Annotated in this window: 23 protein-coding genes and 1 riboswitch; of the genes, 13 read left to right on the top strand and 10 right to left on the bottom strand. The window is 74.2% G+C overall.

Annotated features, from left to right (window positions below; translation table 11 throughout):
* Positions 1-621 (bottom strand): IclR family transcriptional regulator (locus C5508_RS12930; RefSeq protein WP_104525354.1); only part of this gene is annotated, 621 nt, incomplete at its 3' end.
* An 87-nt stretch (positions 622-708) separates the two neighbouring features.
* Between C5508_RS12930 and C5508_RS12925 the strand changes: the two genes are divergently transcribed.
* The 5 genes from C5508_RS12925 (at position 709) to C5508_RS12905 (ending at position 7,317) form a co-directional block, all read left to right on the top strand.
* Positions 709-2,616, top strand: a complete 1,908-nt coding sequence (locus tag C5508_RS12925) for an FAD-dependent monooxygenase (protein WP_104525353.1) — start codon at positions 709-711, stop codon at positions 2,614-2,616.
* Positions 2,617-2,817: 201 nt separating this feature from the next.
* Positions 2,818-3,240, top strand: coding sequence for a WhiB family transcriptional regulator (locus tag C5508_RS20795; RefSeq protein ID WP_269801785.1), 423 nt, complete (start codon positions 2,818-2,820; stop codon positions 3,238-3,240).
* Between the two features lie 36 nt (positions 3,241-3,276).
* The gene (locus C5508_RS12915) at positions 3,277-4,278 is read left to right on the top strand and encodes a YihY/virulence factor BrkB family protein (RefSeq protein WP_104525352.1); all 1,002 of its coding nucleotides are present in this window, start codon (positions 3,277-3,279) and stop codon (positions 4,276-4,278) included.
* A gap of 163 nt (positions 4,279-4,441) precedes the next feature.
* Positions 4,442-6,205: a helicase-related protein gene (locus C5508_RS12910; protein ID WP_232797116.1), complete on the top strand. Its 1,764-nt coding sequence runs from the start codon at positions 4,442-4,444 to the stop codon at positions 6,203-6,205.
* 74 nt (positions 6,206-6,279) lie between these two features.
* Positions 6,280-7,317, top strand: a complete 1,038-nt coding sequence (locus C5508_RS12905) for a uroporphyrinogen decarboxylase family protein (RefSeq protein ID WP_104525351.1) — start codon at positions 6,280-6,282, stop codon at positions 7,315-7,317.
* A gap of 1 nt (position 7,318) precedes the next feature.
* Here the strand turns inward: C5508_RS12905 and C5508_RS12900 are convergent, their stop codons facing one another.
* The 3 genes from C5508_RS12900 to C5508_RS12890 are packed head-to-tail and all read right to left on the bottom strand — an operon-like array spanning position 7,319 to position 11,314.
* Entirely contained in the window at positions 7,319-8,782 is a 1,464-nt protein-coding gene (locus C5508_RS12900; RefSeq protein WP_104525350.1) for a protein adenylyltransferase SelO, read from the bottom strand.
* Positions 8,783-8,821: 39 nt separating this feature from the next.
* Positions 8,822-9,631, bottom strand: coding sequence for a sulfite exporter TauE/SafE family protein (locus C5508_RS12895; RefSeq protein WP_104525349.1), 810 nt, complete (start codon positions 9,629-9,631; stop codon positions 8,822-8,824).
* Between the two features lie 54 nt (positions 9,632-9,685).
* Positions 9,686-11,314 carry a bifunctional 3'-5' exonuclease/DNA polymerase gene (locus C5508_RS12890; RefSeq protein ID WP_198598060.1) on the bottom strand — a complete coding sequence of 543 codons (1,629 nt, stop codon included), beginning with the start codon at positions 11,312-11,314 and terminating at the stop codon, positions 9,686-9,688.
* Between the two features lie 70 nt (positions 11,315-11,384).
* Here C5508_RS12890 and C5508_RS12885 point away from each other — a divergent pair, with 70 nt between their 5' ends.
* The 4 genes from C5508_RS12885 to C5508_RS19965 all read left to right on the top strand — a co-directional run bounded on the left by C5508_RS12885 (position 11,385) and on the right by C5508_RS19965 (position 13,750).
* The gene (locus tag C5508_RS12885; protein ID WP_232797115.1) at positions 11,385-11,672 is read left to right on the top strand and encodes a hypothetical protein; all 288 of its coding nucleotides are present in this window, start codon (positions 11,385-11,387) and stop codon (positions 11,670-11,672) included.
* 225 nt (positions 11,673-11,897) lie between these two features.
* A complete protein-coding gene (locus tag C5508_RS12880; RefSeq protein WP_232797114.1) occupies positions 11,898-13,160 on the top strand; it encodes a multidrug effflux MFS transporter in 1,263 nt (420 codons plus the stop codon).
* Positions 13,161-13,190: 30 nt separating this feature from the next.
* Entirely contained in the window at positions 13,191-13,550 is a 360-nt protein-coding gene (locus C5508_RS12875; protein ID WP_104525347.1) for an ArsC/Spx/MgsR family protein, read from the top strand.
* 44 nt (positions 13,551-13,594) lie between these two features.
* Entirely contained in the window at positions 13,595-13,750 is a 156-nt protein-coding gene (locus C5508_RS19965) for a hypothetical protein (RefSeq protein ID WP_198598059.1), read from the top strand.
* 28 nt (positions 13,751-13,778) lie between these two features.
* Here C5508_RS19965 and C5508_RS12870 read toward each other — a convergent pair whose 3' ends face one another.
* Positions 13,779-14,636 carry a hypothetical protein gene (locus C5508_RS12870; RefSeq protein WP_232797113.1) on the bottom strand — a complete coding sequence of 286 codons (858 nt, stop codon included), beginning with the start codon at positions 14,634-14,636 and terminating at the stop codon, positions 13,779-13,781.
* A gap of 275 nt (positions 14,637-14,911) precedes the next feature.
* A riboswitch (cyclic di-AMP (ydaO/yuaA leader) is annotated at positions 14,912-15,073 on the bottom strand.
* Between the two features lie 285 nt (positions 15,074-15,358).
* Between C5508_RS12870 and C5508_RS12865 the strand changes: the two genes are divergently transcribed.
* Positions 15,359-17,008 carry a tetratricopeptide repeat-containing diguanylate cyclase gene (locus C5508_RS12865; RefSeq protein ID WP_232797112.1) on the top strand — a complete coding sequence of 550 codons (1,650 nt, stop codon included), beginning with the start codon at positions 15,359-15,361 and terminating at the stop codon, positions 17,006-17,008.
* 7 nt (positions 17,009-17,015) lie between these two features.
* On the opposite strand, the gene C5508_RS12860 is transcribed toward C5508_RS12865, so the two are convergent.
* From C5508_RS12860 to C5508_RS12845, 4 genes are all read right to left on the bottom strand, one after another.
* Positions 17,016-17,852 carry an HpcH/HpaI aldolase/citrate lyase family protein gene (locus C5508_RS12860; protein WP_104525346.1) on the bottom strand — a complete coding sequence of 279 codons (837 nt, stop codon included), beginning with the start codon at positions 17,850-17,852 and terminating at the stop codon, positions 17,016-17,018.
* A 69-nt stretch (positions 17,853-17,921) separates the two neighbouring features.
* Positions 17,922-19,367: a lipase maturation factor family protein gene (locus tag C5508_RS12855; RefSeq protein WP_104525345.1), complete on the bottom strand. Its 1,446-nt coding sequence runs from the start codon at positions 19,365-19,367 to the stop codon at positions 17,922-17,924.
* A 64-nt stretch (positions 19,368-19,431) separates the two neighbouring features.
* On the bottom strand, positions 19,432-20,460 hold the full coding sequence (locus C5508_RS12850) for an LLM class flavin-dependent oxidoreductase (RefSeq protein WP_104525344.1): 1,029 nt from the start codon (positions 20,458-20,460) through the stop codon (positions 19,432-19,434).
* An 89-nt stretch (positions 20,461-20,549) separates the two neighbouring features.
* Complete coding sequence (locus tag C5508_RS12845; RefSeq protein ID WP_104525343.1) at positions 20,550-21,782, bottom strand: saccharopine dehydrogenase family protein; 1,233 nt, start codon at positions 21,780-21,782, stop codon at positions 20,550-20,552.
* Positions 21,783-21,916: 134 nt separating this feature from the next.
* Here C5508_RS12845 and C5508_RS12840 point away from each other — a divergent pair, with 134 nt between their 5' ends.
* Both C5508_RS12840 and C5508_RS12835 read left to right on the top strand, forming a co-directional pair.
* Positions 21,917-23,551 carry a glycoside hydrolase family 13 protein gene (locus C5508_RS12840; RefSeq protein WP_104525342.1) on the top strand — a complete coding sequence of 545 codons (1,635 nt, stop codon included), beginning with the start codon at positions 21,917-21,919 and terminating at the stop codon, positions 23,549-23,551.
* 253 nt (positions 23,552-23,804) lie between these two features.
* Positions 23,805-24,857 (top strand): IS110 family RNA-guided transposase, encoded by a 1,053-nt coding sequence (locus C5508_RS12835; protein ID WP_104525341.1) that lies wholly within the window; start codon positions 23,805-23,807, stop codon positions 24,855-24,857.
* Positions 24,858-24,879: 22 nt separating this feature from the next.
* Here the strand turns inward: C5508_RS12835 and C5508_RS12830 are convergent, their stop codons facing one another.
* The gene (locus C5508_RS12830; RefSeq protein ID WP_198598061.1) at positions 24,880-25,515 is read right to left on the bottom strand and encodes a hypothetical protein; all 636 of its coding nucleotides are present in this window, start codon (positions 25,513-25,515) and stop codon (positions 24,880-24,882) included.
* Between the two features lie 211 nt (positions 25,516-25,726).
* Here C5508_RS12830 and egtA point away from each other — a divergent pair.
* A partial coding sequence (gene egtA, locus C5508_RS12825) for an ergothioneine biosynthesis glutamate--cysteine ligase EgtA (protein WP_232797111.1) occupies positions 25,727-26,917 on the top strand: 1,191 nt, incomplete at its 3' end.

Raw genomic sequence — 26,917 nt, 5'->3', positions numbered from 1 at the left:
CTCCCACCCGCCCGCCGACGGGACGGCGACCCCGACCGCCGTCACGCCGGCCTCGGTCGCCTGGTCGTTGACCGCGAATCCCCGGCGCCGGACCGTCCGGAGCTCTCGGGTCAGCCGGGCCGCCGTGGCCTCGTCCAGGGCGGCCAGCACGGCGGCACGCTGGTCCTCGCCGAGCATCGCCAGGACGGCCTTGCCGCCCGAGCTGAGGTGGGCCGGGAGGGTCCGGCCGGTGCGGTCGCCGACGCGCAGGAGCTGGTCGCCCTCCACCGTCGCGACGAACCGGACCTCCGGGCCGCTCAGCACCATGAGGTTGGCCGTCTCGCCGACCGCCTCGACCAGCCCCTGCAGGTGCGGCAGCGCCGCGTGACGCAGGGTGGTGACCGACGTCTTCGGCACCGGCCCACGGCGCAGGACCGGTCCGGGGGCGTACCGGCGGTCGGGCAGTTGCTCGGCGAAGTCGCGGTAGACGAGCATCCCCAGCAGCCGGTGGGCGGTCGACACCGAGACGCCCAGCCGTGCGGCGACGTCGGTGACCCGCATGGCGCCCTCCTGCTGGAGCAGGGTGGCCAGCAGGAGCGCGGAGTCGACCGAGCCGATGGCATAGGCGGGCTTGTTCCGCATGACAGAAAAGGCTATCCCTCTCTGCGGAAGGTGCGGCACGGTCGGCCTGCTCGCGGCCGCCGGCCGCGCACGTCGAGGGAGTGGGTCGTGCAGTTCTACCTGAACGGATACCGGGCCGGTGACCCGCTGCTCGAGGACCCGCACCCGTCGGTGGCGCTGCGCCCGACCGGCCTGCCCGACGAGGTCGACGTCCTGGTCGTCGGATGCGGTCCTGCCGGCATGGTGCTGGCGGCGCAACTGGCGCAGTTCCCCGACATCCGGACGGCGATCGTCGACCGGCGGAACGGCCCGCTGGCCGTGGGTCAGGCCGACGGTGTCGCTTGCCGCACGGTGGAGATGTTCGAGGCCTTCGGGCTGGCCGACCAGCTGGTCGCCGAGGCGTACTGGGTCAACGAGGTCGGCTTCTGGCGGCCCGATGCCGAGAATCCCTCGCGCATCACGCGGACCGGGCGCATCCAGGACGTCGAGGACGGCCTGTCGGAGTTCCCGCACGTCATCGTGAACCAGGCGCGGATGCTGGCCTACCTGCGTGAGCACATGGCGAGGTCCACCTCCCGGCTCGAGCCGTTCTACGGGCTCCAGGTCGCCGACGTGCACGTCCCCGCGGAGGACGACGCCCCCGTGACCGTCTCCCTCCGCCACGTCGTGGACGGGCAGACGACCGACGCGACGTCGACCATCCGGGCGCGCTACGTCGTCGGGTGCGACGGCGCCCGCAGCGCCGTCCGGACGTCGATCGGCCAGGAGCTGGTCGGCGACGCGATGAACTCCTCGTGGGGCGTCATGGACGTGCTCGCCGTCACCGACTTCCCCGACATCCGGCTGAAGGCCGTCGTCCACTCCGCGGACCAGGGCAGCCTGCTGGTCATCCCGCGCGAGGGCGGCTACCTGGTCCGGCTCTACATCGAGCTGGACGAGGAACGCGACCACGAGATGCTGGCCGACCGCAGCGTCACCCCCGAGAAGCTGGCCGCCGTGGCCAACCGGATCCTGCATCCCTACTCGATCGACGTGAAGAGCGTCGGCTGGTGGTCGGTGTACGAGATCGGCCAGCGACTGTGCGCGAAGTTCGACGACGTGCCGGTCGAGGCGATCCCTCACCGGCTCCCCCGCGTGTTCATCGCCGGCGACGCCTGCCACACGCACAGCGCCAAGGCCGGTCAGGGCATGAACGTGTCGATGGCCGACGCCTGGAACCTCGGCTGGAAGCTGGCGGCGGTCCTCCGCGGAACCGCCCGGCCGGAGCTGCTGCACACCTACTCCGACGAGCGTCAGAAGGTGGCCCAGGAGCTCATCGACTTCGACCGCGAGTTCGCCCGCAGGATGAGCGGCAAGGCCCGGACCGCGGCGGATGAGGACGAGGGCTCGTTCCAGGCCCACTTCGCCGCGCAGGGCCGGTTCACCGCCGGCGTGGCGACGCACTACGGACCGTCGATGATCACCGGGTCCAGCGAGCACCAGGAGCTCGCCACCGGCTACCCGGTGGGCATGCGGTTCCACTCCGCACCGGTCATCCGGGTCGCCGACGCCAAGCCGGAGCAACTCGGTCACGTCGCCCGGGCGGACGGCGCCTGGCGGCTCTACGCCTTCGCCGACGCCGCGGATCCGGCCGCTCCGGGATCGCGGGCCCGCGCACTGTGCGACGCCCTCGAGTCGAACACGTCGCCGCTGGCCCGCTTCACCCCGGACGGCGCCGACCCCGACTCGGTGATCGACGTCCGGGCGGTCTTCCAGCAGGGGCACCGCGACCTCGCCGTCGAGGACCTGCCGCCCGTGCTGCTGCCCCGGAAGGGCCGCTTCGGGCTGGTCGACCACGAGAAGGTCTTCTCCCCCGACCCGAGGGCCGGGGACATCTTCGACCTGCGGGGCATCGATCGGGAGAAGGGCTGCATGGTGCTCGTGCGGCCCGACCAGTTCGTGGCCCAGGTGCTGCCGCTGGACGCACACGAGGACCTCACCGAGTTCCTGTCCGGCGTGCTGGTCGACGCCCGGTAGCGCCCACCCTTCCGCGGCCCGTCGTCGTCCGAGGGTCGTCGGCGCGCGGCGCCGCTCGGCGGTAGGACAGAACTCTCCAACAGCACGAGACGGTTTCGTCCGCTTATTGCCAGTGCGGATCCGTAGGGCTCCTCCGTAGCGTTACTGACAGCAGCCGGGCCGTACCGGTCCGTCACTCGAACGCCGACCGAGGAGCTTCCCATGCCTTCCTTCTCCCGCCCCGCCCTGACCCTGGTCCACGACGCGACCGCTTCCCACCTGGCCTACGCCGAGCCGCTCTGGGAGGCCGCCGGCGGCTGGGACGACCTCACCGAGTGGGACGCCGAGACGCAGTGGGACGAGCCGGCGGCGCCGGCCGAGTCGGTGTGGCCCGAGGCCGTTCCGGCCACCGGCGAGGAGTGGCGGCTGGACGCCCTGTGCGCCGAGACCGACCCGGAGGCGTTCTTCCCCGAGAAGGGCGGCTCCACCCGCGACGCCAAGCGGGTCTGCACCGGCTGCCCCGTCCGGGCCCAGTGCCTGGAGTTCGCCCTCGCCAACGACGAGCGCTTCGGCATCTGGGGCGGGCTGTCGGAGCGCGAGCGCCGCCGGGTGCGCGTGCAGCGCAACGGTTCCATCAGCGCCTGAGGCATCCCCCCGCTCGGTCCGGGGAACACCGCGGGCATGCCGGAGGCAGCCAGCGCCGACTCCCCTCCCCCGGACCTCGACGGGGACCGGGACGACGACGCGGGCATCGACGCCACCGCGCCGCACCGCATCCCGCTCCGCGGCTGGGCGAAGATCGCCCGCCGCGCGACACGGCAGGTGGTGGGCGACCGGCTGCAGGTGCTCAGCGCCGGGATCGCCTTCTTCGCCCTGCTCTCCCTGGCCCCGATGCTCATCGCGGCCCTGTCGGTCTACGCGGCGCTGCACAGCCCGGACGCCGCCCTGCGCCAGCTCTCGGAGCTGACCGGGTTGCTGCCCGACGACCTGGACCCGATCGTCGGCGAGCAGCTCACCACCATCACCCGGGCCTCCGAGCACGTCGTGAGCTGGCGCGGCCTCGCCGGCCTGATCGTCGCCCTCTGGACGGCGACGACGGCGGCCACCTACCTCGTGGACGCCCTCACGCTGGCGTACCACGAGGACGAGACGCGGACCTACCTCCGCCGCAGCGCGATCGGACTGGCCGTCGTGGTGTGCGGCGCGCTCCTGGTCGGCGGCACGATCACCCTGTCCGGGCTCCTGGGCGAGGCCGCCGCGCACGCACCGCCCGTCGTCCGCACCATCGGCCGCGTGCTCACCTGGCCTCTGCTCGCCGCGCTCATGGCCACCGCGCTGGCGGTCCTGTACCGGTTCGCGCCGGACCGCAAGGACGCCCGCTGGAGCTGGATCAGCGGCGGGGCCACGGTCGCGACGCTGCTCTGGCTGCTCGCCACGGCCGGCCTCTTCGTCTACGTGCAGCACCTCGGCGGCTACCGGTCGACCTACGGCTCCCTCGCCGGCGTCGCGATCAGCATGTTCTGGGTGTGGCTCACCGTCTTCCTCGCCATCGTCGGCGCAGCGGTCAACGCCGAGGCCGAACGGCAGACCAGGCACGACTCCACCGTCGGACCGGAGCGGCCCCTGGGCGAGCGCGGCGCCGCCGTGGCCGACAGCGCCCCGCCGTATCCCGACGAGATGTGAGCCCACCGACCGGTACCGCGGGCATGGAACGGGCACCGTCCGTGTTGTCATGGGCGACGAAGGGTCCGCCCCACGCGGGGGCGTCGACCTCTGTACGCCCGGAACCAGCGAAGGATCCCCCCTGCCCGAGACACCGCCCCAGCCCGACACCGCCCGCCGACGGGTGCGGACCTCCGCCCGCCGCACGGAGGCCCGCGAGAACGACCGCATCGCCGCCCGCGCCGAGAAGCAGGCCCAGCAGAGCTGGGTGGAGGGCGCCGAGCCGGAGCTCCCCGTCCGCGCCACTCCCCCGGAGGACGTGGTCTTCCACCTCGGTCCGACCAACTCCGGCAAGACCTACGAGTCGCTGCAGGCCCTGGCCCGCACCGGCTCGGGCGTCTACGCCGCGCCGTTGCGCCAGCTGGCGCACGAGGCCTACGCCAAGCTGTCGGCCCAGCTGCCCGAGGGCACCGTGGGCCTCTCGACCGGCGAGGAGGAGATCGACCCGCACGCGCCGATCATCTGCTGCACGGTGGAGAAGGCACCCCCGCGCGGCGAGATGCTCGTGCTGGACGAGGCGCACTGGGTCACCGACCCCGACCGCGGGCACCACTGGGCCCGCCTCCTGCTGACCGGCGAGTACCGGGAGATGCACCTCATCTCCGCGGCCGAGGCCTACTTGGTGCTCAAGCCGCTGGTCTCCGACGCCCAGCACGTGGAGGTCGTGAACCACAAGCGGCTCTCCCGCCTCGACGTGCTGCGCGCCCCCGTGCGCGCCGACGCCGTCCGGCCTCAGACGCTGGTGGTCGCCTTCTCCCGCAAGGCCGTCTACGCCGCGGCGTCCGAGCTGGACCAGCACCGGCCCGGCAAGGTCGGCGTGCTCTACGGAGCGCTGCCGCCGGCCACCCGCCGCGAGGTCATCGAGCGGTTCACCACCGGCGAACTCGACGTGCTGGTCACCACCGACGTCATCGGTCACGGCATCAACGTGCCCGCCACCACCGTGCTCTTCGCCGAGACGACGAAGTTCGACGGCCAGGAGATGCGGCCGCTGCGCACCTGGGAGGCCGCCCAGATCGCCGGGCGCGCGGGACGCTACGGGCTCACCGGGCACGGCGCCGTCGGCATCCTGATCGGCGTGACCGGGCTCAAGCCGATCGCCGCCCTGGTCGGCGCCGGCGCCGCCGTCGCACGGGGCGACGAGATGAGCGACCTGCCCAAGCGGGCACCCCGGCTCCGGCCGGAGCTCGAGGACCTCGGCGCCTTCGAGCCGGTGGACCTCCCCGAGGCCCTGACCCGCTGGATGGCGTGGGCCCGGGCCGCGACCCGCGACCAGGCGATGACCGCCGACGACGTCACCAGCCTGGTCCTGCGCGTGCACGCCCTGCTGCCGCTGCTGCGCGGCCCGCTGGGTGCGGCCGGCGACCTGAACACCGTCTGGCGCCTGGTCAACCTGGCGATCGACTACAACCCGCCGCGGCGCACCCGATGGCTGGTGCTGGCCAAGGCCGCGCTCCAGCACGCCGTCGGCATCCCCGTCCCGCCGGAGACCCTGCTGCCCGACGTGCCCCGCGGCGGCAGCGTCGAGGACTACGAGCAGGCCGCGGCGGCCGCGCGCGACGCCCAGACGCTGCTCCGCCAGTTCCCCGGTGTCGGCGGCCTCTCCAGCGACGACGCCGCGTGGGTCGAGGAGGAGTGCGCCGAGATGATCACCGAGCTGCTGCCCGATGCCATCGCCCTCGGCCGCTCGGGCACGTGCAGCGACTGCGGCCGTTCCATCGCCCCGTGGTTCACCACCTGCCGGCCGTGCAGCGCCCCCACGGGTCGCGGCGCGGGTGAGCGGGACCGTCGTCCCTCCGCGGGTGGGCGCCGGACCGCCGGCCGGGCCGCCGGCCGCGCGCTGGGCGGACGCCAGGGCGGGCCGCGGGGACGGTCCCGCCGGGGCTGAGCCGCGGAAGCGGTCGACGCGGCGTTCGGGAAGGATCGGGTCGACTCGCGCCCGATCCTCCCGGAGGCTTCCCGATGACCGTCCAGCTCCCGCCGCTCCCCACCATGGTCGTCGGCAGCCTGCCGCAGCCGGACTGGCTGATCGACCGCGACCGGCTGGGTCACCAGTTCCCGCCGCGGGTCCGGGCCGCGGAGTTGTGGCGGGTGCCCGCGGAGTTCCTCGCCGAGGCGCAGGACGACGCCACGCTGGCGACGATCCGCGCCCAGGAGGAGGCCGGCCTCGACGTCCTCACCGACGGCGAGATCCGCCGGGAGTCCTATTCCAACCACTTCGCGACGGCGCTGTCCGGGCTGGACCTGGACAACCCCGGCAGCGTGCGCAACCGGTCGGGGATCGACATCCCGGTGCCGCGGGTGACCGGGGATATCCGGCGTCCGCGACCGGTCCAGGTCGACGACGTCCGGTTCCTGCGCGCGCACACCGACCGCGCCGTCAAGATCACCGTGCCCGGGCCGTTCACGATGGCGCAGCAGGCGCAGAACGACCACTACCCCGACGACCGCGCCCTGGCGCTGGCCTACGCCGACGTGGTCCGCGAGGAGATCGCCGACCTGTTCGCCGCGGGCGCCGACATCGTCCAGGTCGACGAGCCGTGGCTGCAGGCCCGCCCCGAGATCGCCCGGAAGTACGGCGCCGAGGCGCTCACCCGCGCGATCGAGGGCGCCCCCGGGCCGGTGCACGTCCACCTGTGCTTCGGCTACGCGGCGATGGTGGCCGACCGGCCCGAGGGCTACTCGTTCCTGCCCGAGCTCGCCGACACCCCGGCGCACACCGTCTCGGTCGAGACGGCGCAGTCCTCCCTGGACCCGGCCTCGCTCCGCCCGCTGCGCGGAAAGGGCATCGCGCTCGGCGTCCTCGACCTCTCCACGCCCGAGGTGGAGACGCCGCAGACGATCGCCGACCGGGTGCGGCGCGCGCTGGACTCCGTCGACGTCGACAAGCTCATGCTCTCCAGCGACTGCGGGCTGAAGTACCTGCCCCGCGGCTCGGCCTTCGGCAAGATGCGGTCGCTGGCGCAGGCCGCGGCCCAGCTGCGGACCGAGCTGGGCTGACTCAGGTTCCGCAGAAGGTGACGTAGCTGCCGAAGGCCTCGGGCGCCGGCTCCGCGTACCGCTCGAGGCCGGGGCGCTCGTCGAACGGCCGGGCGAGCGCCTCGAGCAGGCTCTGCAGCGGGCCCAGGTCGTCGTCGGTCGCGGCGCTGAGCGCCTGCTCGACGAGGTGGTTGCGCGGGATGTAGACGGGGTTGGTCCGGTCCATCACCGCGGCGTCCGGCCCGGCGGCGCGCCACCGCTCCAGCCAGGCGTCGAACCCGGCCAGGTCCAGCACCAGCAGCCGGGCGGGCTCGGCGTTCCCACGGGCGGCATCGCCGAGCCGCCGGAAGAACGTCGTCAGGTCCACACGGTTCTCCCGCATGAGCGCCTGGAGGTCGTCGATCAGCGCGGTGGCGACGGTGTCGTCCAGCCCGGCGGGCAGGCCCAGCTTGGCGCGCATGCCCGCGACCCAGGCCTCGCTGTACCGGCGCCGGAAGGTGTTCAGCGCCTCGGTGGCGATCGCCACCGCGGCCTCCTGCTCCTCGGCGAGCAGCGGCAGCAGGGCCTCGGCCAGCCGGGCCAGGTTCCACTCGGCCACGATCGGCTGGTTGCCGTAGGCGTAGCGGCCGGCGGTGTCGATGGAGCTGTAGACGCTCGCGGGATCGAACACGTCGAGGAAGGCGCACGGGCCGTAGTCGATGGTCTCGCCGGAGATCGTCACGTTGTCGGTGTTCATGACGCCGTGGACGAAGCCGACGAGCATCCAGCCGGCCACCAGCTCGGCCTGCACCTGCAGCACCGACTCGTACAGCGCCAGGTAGGGCTGCTCGGCCTCGGCAGCGGCCGGGTGGTGACGCGAGATGGCGTGGTCGGCCAGCCGGCGCAGCAGGCCCAGGTCGCCGGTGGCGGCGGCGTACTGGAAGCTGCCCACCCGCAGGTGGCTGCTCGCCACCCGGGCGAGGACCGCCCCCGGCAGGACCGTCTCGCGGCGGACCCCGCGACCGGTGGCGACCACCGCGAGGGACCGGGTCGTCGGGATGCCCAGGGCGTGCATCGCCTCGCTGATCACGTACTCGCGCAGCATCGGCCCGACCGCGGCCAGCCCGTCACCGCCGCGGGCGAGCGGCGTGCGGCCCGCGCCCTTCAGGTGCAGGTCGAGCAGCCGGCCGTCGGCGCCGGTGAGCTCGCCGAGCAGCAGCGCCCGGCCGTCGCCCAGCCGCGGGCTGTAGCCACCGAACTGGTGCCCGGCGTACACCTGGGCCACCGGCGTCGCACCCTCGGGCACCGCGGCGCCGACCAGCAGCCGGACGCCGTCCTCGCTGCGCAGCTGCGCCGGGTCGAGCCCCAGCTCGCCGGCCAGCGCGTCGTTGAGCACGAGCAGCCGGGGCGCGGGGGCGTCCTCGGCGCGCCAGCGCACGGCCAGCTCCGGGAGCTCGGTGGCGAAGCGGTCGCCGAGGACGACGGTGGGGCCTGGTGCGACAGTCACGCATCCGAGCGTACGTACGCTGCGGGCACGGCGCCGGGCTCAGCCGAGGCGGGGCCCGATGTTCTCCTGCCACACGTCCACGCCCAGCCGGACGATCAGCGCGGTCACCACGACGAGGAAGGCGATCCGGATGAACCGGCTGCCGCGGCTGGTCGCGGTGCGGGCACCCAGGTAGCCGCCGACCATGTTCGCCGCGCCGAGCAGCAGCCCCAGGCCCCAGAACACCGACCCGTGCGGCACGAAGAAGAGCAGGGCGCCGAGGTTGGTGGCGCAGTTGACGATCTTCGCCTTGGCGCTGGCGTTCAGGAAGTCGTAGCCCAGCAGCGAGACCATCGCGAAGACGAGGAACGAGCCGGTGCCCGGCCCCAGGATCCCGTCGTAGAAGCCGATGACCAGGCCGAGCGCCGCGGCGACGCCGTGGTGCCGGCGACCGGTGTGCCGCAGCGCGGTGACCTCGCCCAGCGCCGGCCGCAGCACCGTGAACGCGCCGATGCCCACCAGCGCCACCACGATCACCGGCTTGAACACGCTCGCCGGGAGCAGCGCGGCGACCGAGGCCCCCGCGAAGCTGCTCGCCAGCGCCAGGCCGGCCATCGGCAGCGCGGTGCGCAGGTCCGGCCGCACCCTGCGGTAGTAGGTGAGCGCGCTGGTGCTGGTTCCGAACACCGACCCCAGCTTGTTCGTGGCCAGCGCCTGCACCGGGCTGATCCCCGGCACGAGCAGCAGCGCCGGCAGCTGGATCAGCCCCCCGCCCCCGACCACGGCGTCGACGAAGCCGGCGGTGAGGGCGGCGAGCAGGACCAGCACCAGGGTGGCCGTCGTCAGCCCCTCGGGCAGCAGTTCGGTCATCCCGGGAGAAGGGGCGCGACGGCGGAGGGCACGGCGGAATCCTCCCGCACCGCCTCAGCCCGCCTCGGCCCAGGACCGGACGACGGCGACGTCGAGCGGGAAGTCCACCGGGAAGTCGCCGAACAGCAGCCGGCCGGCGCCGGCCGCCGCGAGGCGCACCTCGTCGGCCACCACGTCGGCCAGGTGCTCCGGGGTGTGCACGACCACCTCGTCGTGGAGGAAGAAGACCAGGTGCGGCCGGTCCTCCAGCTGGCCCTCGCCCAGCTGCCACAGCCGGTTGCGCAGGTCGGCCAGCCAGCACAGCGCCCACTCGGCGGCGGTGCCCTGGACGACGAAGTTGCGGGTGAACCGGCCCCAGGCGCGCCGCCGCCGGTCCCGCTCCTGCGGGGAACCGGTGGGCTCGGGCGGCTCGCCGAGATCGGCCGCCGGCCCGCCCCCGGGGACCGGCGATCCGCGTCCCAGCAGGGTGTGCACCACCTCGCCCCGCTCACCCGCCCGGGCCGCCTCCTCGACCAGGCCGATCGCCCGCGGGTACCGCCGGGTGAGCCGCGGCATCATCCGGCCGCTCTCCCCGCGGGTGCCGCCGTACATCGCGCCGAGGATCCCGACCTTCGCCTCGGCGCGGGTGGCGACGGCGCCGGCGTCGACCATGCCCTGGTAGAGGTCCGCCGCCCGCGCCGCCTCGGCCATGGCCAGGTCCCCGCTCATCGCGGCCAGCACGCGGGGCTCCAGCTGGGCGACGTCGGCGACGACGAACCGGTGGCCCTCGTCGGCTCTCGCGGCCGAGCGCACCTGGACCGGGACCGAGAGGGCGCCGCCCCCGGTGGAGGCCCACCGGCCGGTGACCACGCCACCGGGCAGGAACCAGGGCCGGAACCGGCCGTCGCGCACCCAGGTGTCCAGCCAGGACCACCCGTTGGCGGTGAGCAGCCGAGACAGCTTCTTGTACTCGAGCAGCGGCGGGACCACCGGGTGCTCGAGCTGGACGAGGGTCCAGGAGCGGGTGTCCTCGACCGGGAGCCCGGCGGTCTGCAACGCGCGGAGCACGTCGGCCGGCGAGTCGGGGTTCAGCGACGGGGCGTCCAGCGCCGCCCGGATCTGCCCGGCCAGGCGCTCCAGGACCGCGGGGCGGTGCCCGGCGACCGGCCGTGGGCCGAGCAGGTCGGTGAGCAGCCGCTCGTGCAGGTCCGCCCGCCAGGGCAACCCGGCACTGGTCATCTCGGCCGCGACGAGCGCGCCGGAGGACTCCGCGGCCAGCAGCAGCTCGAGCCGGCGGCGCTCCGGCGAGGCGGCGAGGGTCGCCAGCTGGCGCTCGTGCTCGGCGACCGGATCGAGCAGGTCGGCGGGATCGGCGAGCGGGAAGAGCGCCGCCTCGGACGTGGTCACCGGCTGGAGGGCGTCCCATCCGGGCGTGGTGCCGGCGGCGAGCAGCCGCTGGTCGGCGAAGGGCGTGCGGCGCAGCACGGCGTGGGTGAGCCGCAGGTCGGTGCAGCGCGCCACCCGCACCCCCTGCGCGAGCAGGGCCGGGTACCAGCGGGTCGTGTCGTCCCAGATCCAGCGCACCGGCCCGGCCTCCCGATCCCGGACGAAGCCGCCGAGGTCGGGGGCCGCGATCCGGTGCACCGTCGCCAGCTCGTGGACCTCGACGTCCTCCCCGCGGCGCACGAGGACGATCCGGTTCACCGCCGCAGTGTCGCCGACGCCTCCGGCACCCGTCCTGCCCGCCGGGCCGGTCGCGCGCAGACTGCGTGGCGTGACCCCCGCATCCCGCGGCCTCGTCCGGCTGCTCAACACCGCCGGCGGGCGGGTGCTCTGCCTGGCCGGGAACATCGACGCGGCAGCGGTCGACTCGCACCTGCGGCGCTACGGCCGCGAGCCGATGCCGGTCGAGGGCATCGACGCCGGATCGGTCACCGGCCTGTCGGCGCCGGCGCTCGACCTGGTGCTGGACCACCTGGACGCGGCGGAGCGCGCCGGACGTCCGATCCGGGTCCGCCGCTCCCCCGCTGTGGAACGGCTGCTGACCGCCGTCGGCCGCTAGCCGTACCGGCCACGGACGCCGGTCGGACGACCGGTGGCATCCGGACAGGCCCGGCGTGGTCCCCCAGGCGCACATCTCCGGGGTCTGGCGGGCCGAGGACCGGCGGAGCCCGTGGAACCGAGCGGGAGGCGCGCCGGGCTCCGGAATGAACGGGGGCCCGGCGGTATTGGCCCGGGTGAGAGGGCCAACGGCGGTCGCTCGAACCGCCGTCCCCGAAAGGTCCCCGTGACAGTCACCGCTCCCGCGCCCTCCACCGTCGGCGCGCCTCCGCGCCCGCCCCGCACCGCCGCCCTGGCGCTGATGCTGGGTGCCTTCGTCGCGCTGGGCCCGCTCACCATCGACATGTACCTCCCAGCGCTGCCGGAGCTCCGGCGGGATCTGGCGACGACGTCGGCCACCGTGCAGCTGACCCTGACCGGGACGCTCGTCGGACTGGCCCTGGGGCAGCTGGTGATCGGCCCCCTGTCGGACACCTTCGGCCGGCGCCGTCCGCTGCTCGCGGGCGCCGCCCTGCACGTGGTCGCCTCGCTGCTCGTGCTGGTCGCACCGGGCATCGGCGCGCTCGGCGTCCTGCGCGTGCTGCAGGGCGTGGGCACCGCCGCCGCGAGCGTGGTGGCGCTGGCCATCGTGCGCGACCTCTTCGAGGGGCGCGCCGCGGCCACGATGCTCTCCCGGCTGTTCCTGGTCATGGGCGTCGCCCCGGTGCTCGCGCCGACGCTGGGTGGCGAGGTCCTGCGGTTCACCTCGTGGCGGGGCGTCTTCGCCGTGCTCGCTCTCTACGGCGTGATCGTGCTGGTGGTCGGCGGCTTCGCGCTGCGCGAGACGCTGCCGGCCGAGCGCCGTCGCGCCGGAGGCGTCCGCAGCACCCTGCGCACCTACCGCGGGCTGCTGGGCGACCGGACCTACGTCGGACTGATCCTCTCCGCGGGCCTCACGATGGCGGCGCTGTTCGCCTACGTCTCCGGTTCCTCCTTCGTCTACCAGCGGGAGTTCGGGCTGGACGAGCAGGAGTTCGGCATGCTGTTCGGGGCCGGCGCCGTCTGGCTGATCGCGGCCACCCAGCTGAACCCGGTGCTGCTGCGTCGCTGGTCCCCGGCGCAGATCCTGGTCACCGCCACCGTGGGCGGGACCGTGGCCGGTGGCGTGCTGCTCGCGATCGCCGCGGCAGGCGCCGGTGGGCTCTTCGGGGTGGCGGTCCCGCTGTGGGCGGTGCTGTTCGCGACGGGCCTGGCCCTGCCCAACGGCCCGGCCCTGGCGCTGTCCGGCTACGGCGAGTCGGCGGGCTCCGCCGCGGCGCTGCTGGGTGCGGTGCAGTTCGGTGTGGGTGCCGCCGTCTCGCCCCTGGTGGGCGTGCTGGGCAACGACGCCGTGGCGATGGCGACGGCGATCGTGGGCTCCCTGGCGCTCGCCGTGCTCGTGCTCCTGGCGATCCGGCCGTGGCGGCTGCCCGACCCGCAGGACGACGTCGCCCCCGCCCTCGCCCATTGAGGCACCCGGCCCCACCCCTACGGTGGGGCCGTGGAGGTCTGGTTCAACCCGTCGTGCTCGAAGTGCCGCGTCGCCCGCGACGGGCTGGCCGGCGCCGGGGTAGAGGTCACCCTGCGCCGCTACCTGGAGACCCCGCCCAGCGAGGCGGAGCTGCGCGCGGCCCTGGGCGCGCTGCGGCTGGAGCCGTGGGACGTCACCCGGATGTCGGAGCCGCTGGCCCGCGAGCTCGGCCTGCGGGACCTGCCGCGCGACCCCGACGCCTGGATCGCCGTCCTCGTCGAGCACCCGAGGCTGATCCAGCGCCCGATCGTGCTCGCCGACGACGGCCGGGCCTGGGTCGTCCGGGACGGCGAGACCCTGGCCGAGGTTCTCGCCGCGGCCGGTCGCTGATCCCTCCGGGCATCCCGCGACGGCATCCGGGGTAGGGCGGCTCGGTGCCCCGAGAGATCGATCCGACCGACCCCGACACCCTTTACGCCGAAGGCCCGGTGGCGCCGGAGCCGCCCGACGACGACGTGCCCGAGAGCTCGCCGCTGCGCGACTCCGGCGGGACCGGGCCGGGACCGGACGACCTCGACCGGTTGCTCTGACCGCCTGCCCGACCGGTCCCGCCCGCCGTCAGCGGTAGTTCACGTGCGGATGGTCCATGTGGTTGGCCGTGCCGCTGCCACGGTCCTCCATGCCCTTCCAGGAGCCGTTGGCCGACGACAGCATCCGCTGCTGCCAGATGATGTACTCGACGCCCAGCTCGTCCCAGTGCGCGCGGTGGTAGGCCACGATCGCGTCGCCGAGGGCGGCGTCGGACATGACCATGTAGTCCACCGCGTTGCCCGACGGGTGACCGCCCGGGTCGGCCGCGCTGGGCCGGGTGCCGCCGAGAGTGATCGAGTCGGCCCCGGGGACGTTGCTGACGACGGCGTTCGCGGCGGCCTGCGCCCGCGCCGACACCGGGCCGGCGCTGTTGCGGATCTTGGCGACGACGCTGACGGCGGTGGAGGCGGCGGCGACGGCGGCCCCCTCAGCGGCCTGGGCCTTCGAGGCGGAGGGCGCCTCGGCAGCGGCCGCGGCTGCTGCTGCGGCGGCGGCGGCGGCCTCCGCCTCGGCGCGGACCTTCGCCTCCTCCTCGGCCTTGCGGCGGTCCAGCTCGGCCTGGTCGGCGGCGGCCTGGACCTGCTGGGCCTCGGTCTCGGCCGCCTGCCGGCTGCTGCGGCTGGCGCTCAGCTGACCGAGCGCCTCCAGGTCCTGGGTGACGACGACCGGACGGGACTGGGCACTGAGACCCAGCTCCGCGGCGACGCTTACCGACGGGGAGGTGCCGGCCTCGGCCTGGGCGGCCGGCTCGACGCCGACGAGGACGTTGACGAGGACGGCGCCGGCGGCGGCCATCCCGAGGTACAGGCCCGGGCGGCGGACCGCGGTGGGCGGGGTCAACCGCGAGCACGTGCTGCGGCCGGAGGTGGTGGTGCGGGGGTTCATGGGTACGAGTGCTCCGTGTCGTGCGAGCCGCGGGGCCCATCGAAGGGCGCCGGCGGCGGCGGGCGTGCGGGCATCGGCGGCCGGGCCGGGCCGGATCGCGGGGCACCTGGGAAGCGGCTGGGAGCCGGTCGAGCGGAGGTGCTCGGGGCGGTGCGCCCGCGGGTCCGCGGCGTCAGGGACGGCCGCGCGGAATCACATCCGGGCGCGCACCCGGGTCGGGCGAGGGGTGGAGCTGGGTCGAGCGTCCGTGCACGGGCACGCCATCCGGCGGCTCTCCGTTCTTCCGTTGCCGCCTACCGAGTTAGCTGACGGATTCGGGCTCAGAAGTAGCCCTACCGCGCCGGGCTGGTGCCCGAGGCGGATTCACCCCAGTACTGCGATGGGTCCCCGGCTCGCCCGCGACTCGATGGCCGTGGGCGACTCGGCGGCGTTCGCTCGGACTCCCCGGACGGGGACGAAACGACCGATCGAACGAGGCCACGGTAGCCGCCGTTATGGAGTCGTGACAACGCGAGGCGTCGATTTCGTCGCCGTGACGCGCGTCGCGGCACGACAGGGAATGCGCGGGCGTGTAGGCGGCGCACGAACGGGGGCCTGTCCCGGGAACCGGGTCCGGGGACCGAAGTCGCAGGTCAGGCGGTCATGACCCGTTCGGCGGATGCGGCACAGGTCACTGCGGCACATGGCTCAAGGAATGCCGTCGTGCGCCCGATGGGGTGACCGTGACCAGTGTTGCCGAGCGGTCGGACGACGGGTGCGCGCCCGTCGCACCCGCGTTAACCGACGCCGGACCCGCGGACCTGTGGGCGGCCGTCGCCGACCTGTCCGCGTCGGTCACCGACCTCGAGGTCATCTCCCGCTTCGAGCGGGACGACGTCGAGCCGCTCGCCGAGCGCGCCGCCGGCACGGCCCGTGAGCTCGGGCTCGTCGAGCTGGAACTGCGGGCCACGCTGGTGCTGGCCGACCTGGAGCGCATGCGCGGCAACGTCGCCGTCGCCGGCCGTCGGGCCCAGGACGTCCTCCGCTGGGCCGCGGAGAACGAGGCCCCCCAGCTGCAGGCCCGCGCCCACTTCCTGCTGGCCGGCGCCTTCCAGGAGCTCGGGGACCTCTCCCGCGCCCTCGAGCACGCCGTCCGCTCGGCCGAGCTGCTGGGCGACGACGCCCGCGCGGAGGTCCGGGTCGACCACCACGCCCGGCTGGCCGACTGCCTCGGGCTCCAGGGCGACCTGGCCGCCCGGGAGCGCTACGACCACGTGCTGGCGCTCGCCGAGGACCTGGGCGACGTCGACCGCCAGGTGCTCGTCCTGAACAACCGTGCCTACTGCGAGACGCTCTGCGGCTCCTACGACGAGGCGTTGGTCTGGATCACGCGCCTCCAGGCGCTGTCCGAGGCGCACCACGTCCCGCTGCGCGTCGGCCGGCTGGACACCCTCGGCCGGGTGCTCATGGAGCTCGACCGTCTCGAGGAGGCGGAGGACGCGATGCTCCCCGGGCTGCACCCGGAGGTGCTCGACGCCTCGCTCGACGGCGACGGCGGCGCGGACTTCCTCCTCACCCTCGCCGAGCTGCGCCGTCGCCGTGGGCACCTCGCCCCGGCGCAGGAGGTCCTGGACGAGTGCGTGCGCCGCTGCGAGCGGTACGGCCTGACCTCGATCAGGGTGCGGGCGCGACGGGAGCAGGCCGAGCTCCACGCCGCCGCGGGCTCCTACCGGGAGGCGTTCGAGGGCTACAGGCTCTACTCCGACGAGCTGAACGATCTCCAGTCGGCCGAGCGCGACGCCCGGGCCCGCGCCCTCCAGGCCATGTACGAGACGACCGAGGCGCGGCAGCAGTCCCTGCGCTACCGGGAGCTGTCGCTGCGCGACCCGCTCACCGGCCTGTACAACCGCCGCTTCGTCGACGACCAGCTGCCTCGCCTGCTGGCCGAGCCGGCGTCGGCCGACGGCGAGGTGACCGTGGCGCTCCTGGACCTCGACCACTTCAAGCGCATCAACGACGAGTGCTCGCACGAGACCGGCGACCGGGTGCTACGCACGGTCGCCGACGTCCTCCAGGAGGTCGGCCCGCCGAGCGAGGGCGAGAGGAGCAGCGGCTCCTTCGTGGCCCGGCTCGGCGGCGAGGAGTTCCTCCTCGTCCTGGTCGGCCTGGCGCCCACCGCGGCCGCCCGCCACCTCGACGAGGTGCGGACCGCGCTGAGCGTCCACCCGTGGGCGCCGGTCACCGGCGACCTGCCGGTGACCGTGAGCATCGGGGCGGCCAGCACCGACGGCCTGATCTCCCCGACGCCGTCGGACATGCTGGCCCGCGCCGACGCCCGGCTCTACACCGCCAAGCGGCAGGGCCGGAACCGGGTCGTCAGCGAGACCGGCTGAGCCGTGGTCAGGCCGGCTGGACGCCGAAGACGTTCGCCAGCCGCTCGATCTTGCGGGCCCGGCCCAGCCGGGGCAGGTCGCTGCCGTCGCGGACGACCTGACCGCGCGCGTCGAAGTCGGCGAGGAAGTCCCGCGCCCAGGCCACGTCCGAGGGCGTCGGGCTGATGACCTCGTTGATGACCGGCAGCTGGTCCATGTCCAGGCACAGCTTCCCGGTGAGGCCGAGGGAGACGGTGACGGCGGTCTGCTCCCGCAGCACCGGGTGGCTGCTGCTCACCGTGGGCCCGTCGATGGGTCCGGGGAGGCCACCGATGCGGCTGGCCACGACCAGTCGGGACCGCGGGTAGGCCATCGCCAGCTCGTCGGCGCTCGTGCCGGTGTCGCGCCGGTAGTCGCCGCTGCCGAACGCGAGCCGGAAGGCGCCGCGGGCCCGGGCGATGTTCACCGACTCCTCGATGCCCAGGGCCGACTCGACCAGCGCGAGCACGGGCGTGGCACCCCCGAGCCGGTCGAAGGTCTCGGTGACGTGCTCGGCGGCCTCGGTCTTGGCCAGCATCACGCCGAGCAGCCCCGGCGTGCCGGCGAGGCGGGCGACGTCGTCGGCCCAGTACGGACTGGCGTGGTCGTTGATCCGCACCCACGCCGAGCGCTCGCCCTGGGCCAGCCATCCGAGGACGCCCTCGCGCGCCTCGTCCTTGTGCGCCGGGTCCACCGCGTCCTCGATGTCGAGCACGATCTGGTCGGCGCGCGACTCGTGCGCCACGTCGAAGAGTTCCGTGCGCGCACCGTTCACCAGCAGCCAGGACCGCGCGTCGTCGGGTCCGATCGTCCGTCGTCTCGCCACGTGCCCATCCTGGCCCGGATCGGTCCCGGTCGCCCGCACTTCGCGCACGGAAGGGCTCCCGGCTTCCGGTCAGCGGGAAGCCCGGGGCAGGTCGTCCAGCGACACGGGGGCCACGAGCACCCCGATCGGGGTGCGCACCCACCAGGCGCCGGTCTCCCGCCGTTCCTCGCGCGTGGTGAACCGGTAGCGGTAGAGCCGGGCACGGACGTACCGCGGCGGCTCCTCCGGCGGGAACGGCGAGGAGCGCAGCAACGCGAGCGTCGGCCGATCGCCCTCGAGCAGCTTGCGCAGGAACTCCGGCAGCCAGCGCCCGCCGTACCGGGCGTCGATGCCTACGAACCACATCATCCAGTCGAGCCGGAGGTGGTAGGGCGCGAACTGGGGCGGGCGGCGGCGCACGTCCCCCGGCTTCCCCCGGAACTCGTACTCCGCCCAGGTCGCGTCCGGACCGGGGTGCCGGTCGCCGGTGCCCTCGACGACGACCTCGTGGCGGGTGCGGGTCACCGACCCGAAGGCGCCGTAGGTGTTGACCAGCCGGAGCGGGTCGAAGCTGGCGTTCATCACCTGCCGCCGGGAGAAGAGATTGCGCGCGGGTCGCCAGCTCAGCGCGAGGAGCCCGACGGTGACGGCGACGACCAGCACCTGGTGCCATCCCGGAGCGGCGAGTTCCGCCGGCGCCGACACGGGCAGCACCGCCTCCCAGATGCGGCCGTCGACCACCGAGGTGGCGAGCACGAGGGTGAGCCAGTTCAGCCAGGCGAAGTTGCCGCTGATCACCAGGTAGCCCTGGGTCACGATCACCACGACCGCCGCTCCGGTCGCGACGGGCTGGGGCAGCAGGAGCGCCCAGACCACTCCCAACTGGGTGGCGTGGTTGGCCAGCGCCTCGACCCGGTGCAGCCGCGGGCTCAGGAAGTGGAACCACCGGCTCGCCGGGTTGGGCATCGGCTGGGTCTCGTGGTGGAACTGCAGGCAGGTCAGGTCCCGCCAGCAGGGGTCGCCGCGCAGCTTGATCAGGCCGGCGCCGAACTCCAGCCGGAACAGCAGCCAGCGCAGCAACCACAGGATCAGCACCGGCGGGGCGACGTCGGCCGGCCCGAGCCAGATCGCCAGGAAGCCTGCCTCGACCAGCAGCGACTCCCAGCCGAACCCGTACCAGGTCTGCCCGACGTTGACGATCGACAGGTACATCGCCCAGAGGAGCGCCCAGACGAGCATCCAGGCCGCCAGCGGGAGCCGGTCGACCAGACCGAGGACGGCCGCGGTGGAGAGGCCGATCCCGACCCAGCAGACGGCGGCGAAGAAGCGGTCGGACCAGTGCAGGTGGAACAGGCTCGGCGAGCGGCGGAACGGCGTACGGGCGAGGAAGCGGGGTGCCGGCAGCATGCCGTCGGTGCCGATCAGCGGCCGGAACTGCCGCAGCGCCGCCACGAAGGCGACCAGGTAGACCAGCGCCAGGCCACGGGTGAACACCAGCCGGCTGGCCCAGTAGCCGGGATCGGAGAGCCACTCCACGCCGTCATCGGTACCACCGCGGCTCCCGGTTCAGACGTCGCGGCGGCCCCGCCCGGCCGCCGGCTCAGGCGGCGGCCACCCGCGGCGCGACCTCGGTGCCCAGCAGCTCGATGCCGCGCAGCAGGTCGTCGTGCGCCAGCCGCGGGTTGGTCATCTGCAGGGCCACCCGGTCCACGCCGCCCAGCTGCCCGGCGATCCGTACCAGCTTCTCGGCCACCGTCTCCGGATCGCCCATGAAGAAGGCGCCGTCGGGGCCGCTGGTGGCGTCGAACTGCGCCCGGGACGGTGCGGCGAACCCGCGCTCGCGGGAGACCTTGGTGAACATCTCGTGCCAGCCCGGGTAGATGGTGTCGGCCGCCGCCTGGGTGCTCTCGGCGACGAAGCCGAACACGTGCAGCCCGACCTGCAGCGTCTCCGGCGCGTGGCCCGCGTGCGCGCCCGCCCGGCGGTAGAGGTCGATCAGCGGCGCGAACTGCCGGGGCTCGCCGCCGATGATGGCGACCATCAGCGGCAGCCCGAGCAGCCCGGCCCGCGCGAACGACTCCGGCGTGCCGCCGACCCCCACCCAGATCGGCAGCGGGTCCTGCAGCGGCCGGGGGTAGACGCCCTGACCGGTGAGCGGCGGCCGGTGCCTGCCCGACCAGGTCACGTGCTCGGACTCCCGGATCCTCAGCAGCAGGTCCAGCTTCTCGGCGAACAGCTCGTCGTAGTCGCCCAGGCTGAGCCCGAAGAGCGGAAAGGCCTCGGTGAACGAGCCGCGGCCGACCACGAGGTCGATCCGGCCCCGGGAGATCAGGTCGAGAGTGGCGAACTGCTGGAAGACCCGCACCGGGTCGGCCGCGCTGAGCACCGCGACGGCGCTGCCGAGCCGGATGCGCGAGGTGCGCGCCGCGGCGGCGGCGAGGATCACCGGCGGAGCGGAGTCGTAGTACTCGCTGCGGTGGTGCTCACCGATGCCGAAGGAGTAGAGCCCCACCCGATCGGCGAGCTCGATCTCCTCGAGCAGGTGGGCCATCCGCTCCTCGGGGCCGATCAGCCGGCCGGAGCCGGGATCGGTCACGGCCGAGACGAAGCTGTCGACGCCGAGGTGCATGCTTCCTCCAGGGTCCGGTGACGTCGCCGCCCGACCGGGCGACGAATGCACGGTCGTTCAACATTCAACCATCGGCACGCCGATCCGGCTCAGACCGCGGTGACCTCGTAGGTGTGCCCGGCCGCGCGCAGCCGCTCGACGAGCACCTCGCCCAGGGCCGTGGCCGGGGTCAGCGAGCCGGCGCGGTCGGGCAGCCGGTCGCCGTCGACGGCCAGCGCGAGGGCGGCCTCGCCCAGCATGACCGCGGTCGCCGCGTACCCGGGATCGCCCGTCCCGGCGGCCGTCGCGCGGTACCGCCGGCCGTCCTCCGCCGTGGCGTCGAGGACCATCCGGAACCAGCCCTTCTGCCGGGCCGCCTCGCCCGGGCCCGTACCCGGGGCGGGGAGCACGCGGTCGAGCAGCGCCCGGGTGGGCGCCAGGCTCATGGCCGACACCACGCCGAGCAGTCCGGCGGTGATCCCCGCGGCGGCCACCGCTCCCATCGGGCCGCGGCCGGTGCCCATGACCTCTCCGTACCGCAGTCCCCGGCCGTAGACCCAGTCCTGCAGCGCGTTGCTCCGCCGCACGATGCGGCTGTTGAAGGGCGCCATCACGAACGGCGCCGTCCAGCGTCCGTCCGGCGTCCGGGTGGGCAGGCCCGCATCCCGCGGCTGCCGCGTGTCGGGCTCGGCCGCCCGGTCCGGACTCAGCGCGAAGGGGTCGCCCACCACCCGGCGCAGCGCCGGCTCCTTCTCCAGCGCCTCGACCTGGGCGCGCATCGAGTCGATCGTGCCACCGCTGAACCCGCCCCGGGCCGTCGCGACCAGCCGGACGTCGGTCAGGCCTCCGGCGCCGTCCTCCCGGGCGCGCTGCGCGAGCAGCAGCGTGCTCAGGTCCGAGGGGATGGAGTCGTAGCCGCAGGCGTGCACGATGCGGGCACCGGTCTCCCGGGCCACGGCGTCGCAGCGCTCGATGGCGTCGCGGACGAAGAGCACCTCGCCGGTGAGGTCGGCGTAGTGCGTTCCGGCGCGGGCACAGGCCTCGACCACCGGCAGCCCGTAGCGGGCGTACGGGCCCACCGTGGTGGCCAGCACCCGGGTGCTCCCGGCGAGCGCACGCAGCGAGTTCTCGTCGGTGGAGTCGGCCTCGACCAGCGCCCAGTTCCGCGCCCCCGGCGGCAGGGCGGCGCGGACGTCCTCCAGCCGCGGCCGCGACCGCCCGGCCAGGGCGATCCGCGTCCCCTGGGGGGCGGACTGCGCCAGGTAGCCGGCGAGCAGCCGGCCGACGAAGCCGGTGGCTCCGTAGACGACGAGGTCGTGGGTGCGGGCGTCTTCTGCTGCCATGCCGCCATCCTCACCCGTCCCACGCGCCTCGGCCGTGGCCGACCCTGTTCACGGGCAGGTCACGGTGCGTCCCAGGCGTCACTCGCCCCCCGGGAGTGCGCAAGTTGGCGGCACCTCCTGCCGATTGAGGGCACATGGCAGCTCGGCTCGCAACGGTGCGGTCCTCGGCTCGGCGACAGTTCGCCCCCGAGCAGGCGGTGTCCCCCTGGTGGCGGGACGCGGTCGTCTACCAGGTCTACCTGCGCTCGTTCGCCGACGGGAACGGCGACGGCATCGGCGACCTGGAAGGCCTGCGCGCCCGCCTCCCGTACCTGAACTGGCTGGGCGTCGACGCCCTGTGGATCAACCCGCACTACCCCTCCGGTGGGGCGGACGGCGGCTACGACATCAGCGACTACCGCGCGGTCGACCCCGAGTACGGCGACGTCTCCGACCTCGAGGGGCTGGTCGAGGACGCCCGTGCGCTCGGCCTCAAAGTCCTGCTCGACGTCGTCCCGAACCACACGTCGGACCAGCACCCCTGGTTCCAGGCCGCGCTGGCCGACCCCGACTCCCCCGAGGCCTCCCGCTACCACTTCGCCCCCGCGTCGGAGCAGCCGCCGAACAACTGGCGGTCCCTCTTCGGCGGGCCCGCGTGGTCGCGTACGCCGGACGGCCGCTGGTACCTGCACCTGTTCGCCCCCGAGCAGCCCGACCTCAACTGGCGCGACCCGGCCGTCGCCGAGGACTTCGAGCGCACGCTGCGCTTCTGGCTCGACCGCGGCGTCAGCGGCTTCCGCGTCGACGTCGCCTACGGCCTGTTCAAGGACGCCGACCTGCGGGACAACCCCGGCGAGTACTCCCCCACCCTCTTCGGGCACGGCCCGGAGCAGGCGATGACGTGGAACCAGCCCGAGGTGCACGACGTGTGGCGCCGCTGGCGGGCCGTCTGCGACGAGTACCCGGACACGATGCTCGTCGGCGAGGTCTGCCTGGCCGACCCGGAGGAGATCGCGCTCTACTCCCGGCCCGACGAGCTGCACCAGTCCTTCTCCTTCCGGCTGCTCAAGTCCGGCTGGTCGGCCGAGTCGTTCGCCGATGGCCTGCGCAGCGCCCTGGACGCCTTCGGCAAGGTCGGCGCCCCGGTGTCCTGGGTGCTCGGCAACCACGACAAGGACCGGCAGGTGACGCGGTTCGGCGGCGGCGAGATCGGTGACGCCCGTGCCCGCGCGGCCGCGCTGCTGACGCTGAGCCTGCCCGGCTCGGCCTACATCTACGCCGGTGACGAGCTCGGACTGCCCCAGGCCCAGGTCCCCGACGAGGCGAAGAAGGACCCGATCTTCTTCCGCAGCGGCGGCGAGCGCAGCGGCCGGGACGGCTGCCGCGTGCCGATGCCGTGGAACGGCACCCCCGGCGTGGGCTTCTCCCCCCGCGGCTCGGCCCGCCCGTGGCTGCCCATCCCGGCCGAGTGGCGGCGCTACGCCGTCTCCCGCCAGACCCGCGACGACAGCTCGATGCTGCACCTCTACCGCCGGGCGCTCACCGTCCGCGCGGAGCACCCGGCACTGGGCTCGGGCGAGGCCACGGTGAGCCGGCGCGGTGAGGTCCTGACCGTGCGCAGCACGGCCGACGGGCGCTCGGTGCGCTGCGTGATCAACATGGGCGACCACACGGTGCTGGTCCGGCGGGCCGGAACGGTGCTGCTCTCCTCGGCGCCGCAGCTCGCGCACACGTCGGGCCGCTCGCTGGCGCTGCCGGCGAACACCGCCGTCTGGATCGCCGAGGACTGACTGTGGAGCTGGCCGGGTCGGCTCATCGGTGATGGGCTGACAGCCGGCAGTAGTGGGCGTGACTCCAGGTCTGACTGGCCACGTGCCTTTGACGGGACTTGTCCGTCTGCTGCTGCCGGCACCGGCCCGGCCGGAGACGTTGGCCTGATCAGGAGCTTGACCGCCAGTAGCCGCTGACGTGTCTCATCACAGTCCTGCCATCTCCGCACCGGACCGGGACCTGCTGCGCCCCCCCGGTCAAGGAGAAGAACGCATGTCCATGCTGGCAGAACTGGTCGAGGTCGTCATCGGCGTCGACACCCATAGCCAGACCCACACCGCCGCCGTCGTCGACGCCCGCACCGGTGGGGTGCTGGCCCGGGCGACGGTGCCCGCTGACCCGGACGGTTACGCCGAACTCGTCACCCTGGCCGAGCAGCACTCCGGCCTGCGGGCCTGGGCGATGGAGGGCACCGGCGGCTACGGCGCCGGCCTGGCCCGACACCTCGCCGCCGCCGACGAACTCGTGGTCGAGCTGGACCGACCCAAGCGCCCCGCACGGCGAGCTGGAGCCAAGTCCGACCCGATCGACGCCGAACGCGCCGCCCGCGACGCGCTGGCCCGCACCCAGCTGGCCCAACCCAAGACCGGCCCGGAGCGGGCCGCGCTGCAGATGCGACTGACCGCCCGACGAGCCGCGGTCGAGGCCGCCACTGCCGCCGTGCGGCAGCTGCTGGCGATGGTCATCACCTCACCCGAGCCGGTGCGGGGCAGGTTCCGCGGCCAGACCACCCGCGCCATGATCACCACCGCCGCCCGGATGCGGCCGGGTGCCAGGAGCGGAGACATCGAGGTCACCACCGCCCTGACGGTGCTGCACGACCTGGCCCGCCGCATCCGCTTCCTCGAGACCGAGGCGCTCGACCACGAAAAGGCCATCCGCACCATCGTCCGGTCCTGGCGGCCGGACCTGCTCGAGCTGACCGGAGTGGGCCCGATCGTGGCCGCCGCCGTGCTCACGGCCTGGTCCCACCCCGGCCGCTGCCGCAACGACGCCGCCTTCGCCATGCTCGCCGGCGCTGCCCCGATTCCGGCGTCCTCAGGCAAGACCGTGCGCTACCGGCTCAACCGTTCCGGAGACCGCCAACTCGACCGGGCCCTGCACACCGTCGTCCTCACCCGGTTGCAGCGCGATGAGCCCACCCGCACCTACGCCGACCGCCGCCGAGCCGAAGGCAAGACCGACCGCGAGATCAAACGCTGCCTCAAGCGCTACATCGCCCGCGAGCTCTACCGACGCCTCGAATCACCACCACTGGCGGCTTGACGAGTCATAGGAGCGTCCCGGGTCAAGCGCTGACCTCCTCGTGGGTGTTCACCCCCGGGATCCGGCGCACCGAGCCCCAGCCGAACCGGGCCCAGAGCACCAGCAGGGCAGCCCCGGCGATGGCACCGAGGCTGTCCCGCACGAGGTCGCCGTTGGTGTCGTCGTTGCCCTCCGAGAGGTCGGTGCCCAACCACGCGTCCGACCGCCACTCGTAGATCTCCCAGAGGGCGCCGACGGTGATGCCCAGCGCAGCGGTGACGACGGCGATCCCGACGTAGTGCTGACGGTGGGTCTCCTGTCGCGGGTCCGGGACGACGTCGAGCCGGGCCAGGGCGATGTAGACCACCGGCGCGAGGAGCAGAGGCAGCGTGACGTGCACGAGGTCGTCGAAGCGGACGAACCGGTCGTAGAGCCCCCAGACCTCCCCGAAGCCCTGCAGCGTCATCGCCAGGGTCACCGACAGGTCGTAGACGCGCGGCAGGTCCACCGCGCGGGCGGCCAGGGTCACGAGCGCCATCACCGCGAGGACCGATGCCGATCCGCCGTCGCCGGCCAGGGCGTAGTGGACCGCGCCGCCGACGAGCAGCAGCCGCAGGACGTCGATGCCGTCCCTGACCAACGGGTTCCAGTCGCCCAGCACCAACCGACGCGTATCCACGGCCGACGGCTACCCCTCGCGGCCCCCCAAACAATCGGTCCCCGTCGACACATCCGGACGGCGAACCGGATCCGAAGATCTGGGCGACGGGGCGCGTGGAGTTGCTCAACTCCCGTCGGCAGGGATCAATGGACACGCACGTGGACGGCGGCCACCGAGTCGCCCCCGCACCGACCCGCGGTCGACGTCGACCGGTCCGGACCTGGAGGGGGTGGCCGAGCTGACCGTGTCACCCGCACGAGCCCTCGACCTCGACGGCGCCACCGCTCGCATCGCCGCCTCCGCGCTGCGGGCCGGACCCGTCGGCTGCGTCGGCCTGGAGCTGGAGAGCCACCTCGTCGACCTGGCCGCCCCGCAGGAGCCGGTGTCCTGGGACCGGCTGACCCGGTCCGCCGCCGGCTGCGGGCCGCTGCCCGGCGGCAGCCGGATCACCTTCGAGCCCGGCGGCCAGGTCGAGCTGTCGGCACCGCCGGCCGACGACGTCGCCTCGGCGGTGCTCGGCCTGCGCGCCGACCACGCCACCCTCGCCGCGGCGCTGGCCTCCGACGGGCTGGGCCTGGCCCTGGTCGGCACGGATCCGCTGCGACCCGCCCGCCGGCTCAGCAACGCCGCCCGCTACGCCGCCATGGAGGAGCACTTCGCCGCGGTGGGCTGCGCCGACGCGGGCGCCCGCATGATGACCTCGACCGCTGCGCTGCAGGTGAACCTCGATGCGGGACCGGCGGCCGGCTGGTCCGCCCGGCTGGCCCTGGCCCACCAGCTCGGCCCGGTGCTGGTGGCCGTGTCGGCCTGCTCCCCGCTGCAGGCCGACCGGGCCACCGGATGGCGGTCGACCCGCCAGCAGATCTGGGGGGAACTCGACTCCGCCCGCTGCGGTCCGATCCTGACCGGCGACGACCCGGCGGCCGAGTGGGCGGCGTACGCGCTCGCCGCACCGGTGATGCTCGTCCACGACCCCGTCAGCGGGGCCGCCGAGCCGGTGCGCGGGCGGATTCCCCTGGCCGACTGGGTGACCGGCGCGACCCGGCTGGGCGACCGGTCGGCCACCGGCGCCGACGTGGACTACCACCTGACCACGCTCTTCCCGCCGGTCCGCCCCCGCGGGTACCTGGAGATCCGCTACCTGGACGCCGCCCCCGAGCCGTGGTGGCCGGCGCTCGCCGCGGTCACCGCGACGCTGCTGGACGACCCGGTCGCCGCCGACCGCGCCGCCGACGCCTGCGCGCCCGTCGCGGGCCGCTGGAGCGACGCCGCCCGTCTCGGCCTGGCCGACCCCGCCCTCCGCACCGCGGCCGTCGGCCATTCCCTTATACACCTATGCCGCTGCCGCCGAAGGAGCATGTATAATACTCGTACGACGCCGACATGCTTAACAAAAAAACAAACAAAACCAATGAGTATA

The sequence above is a fragment of the Blastococcus atacamensis genome (assembly GCF_002938425.1).
GTDB lineage: Bacteria > Actinomycetota > Actinomycetes > Mycobacteriales > Geodermatophilaceae > Blastococcus > Blastococcus atacamensis.
The sequence above is the reverse complement of the archived record's forward strand: the minus strand, read 5'-3'. Positions and strand labels throughout refer to the sequence as shown.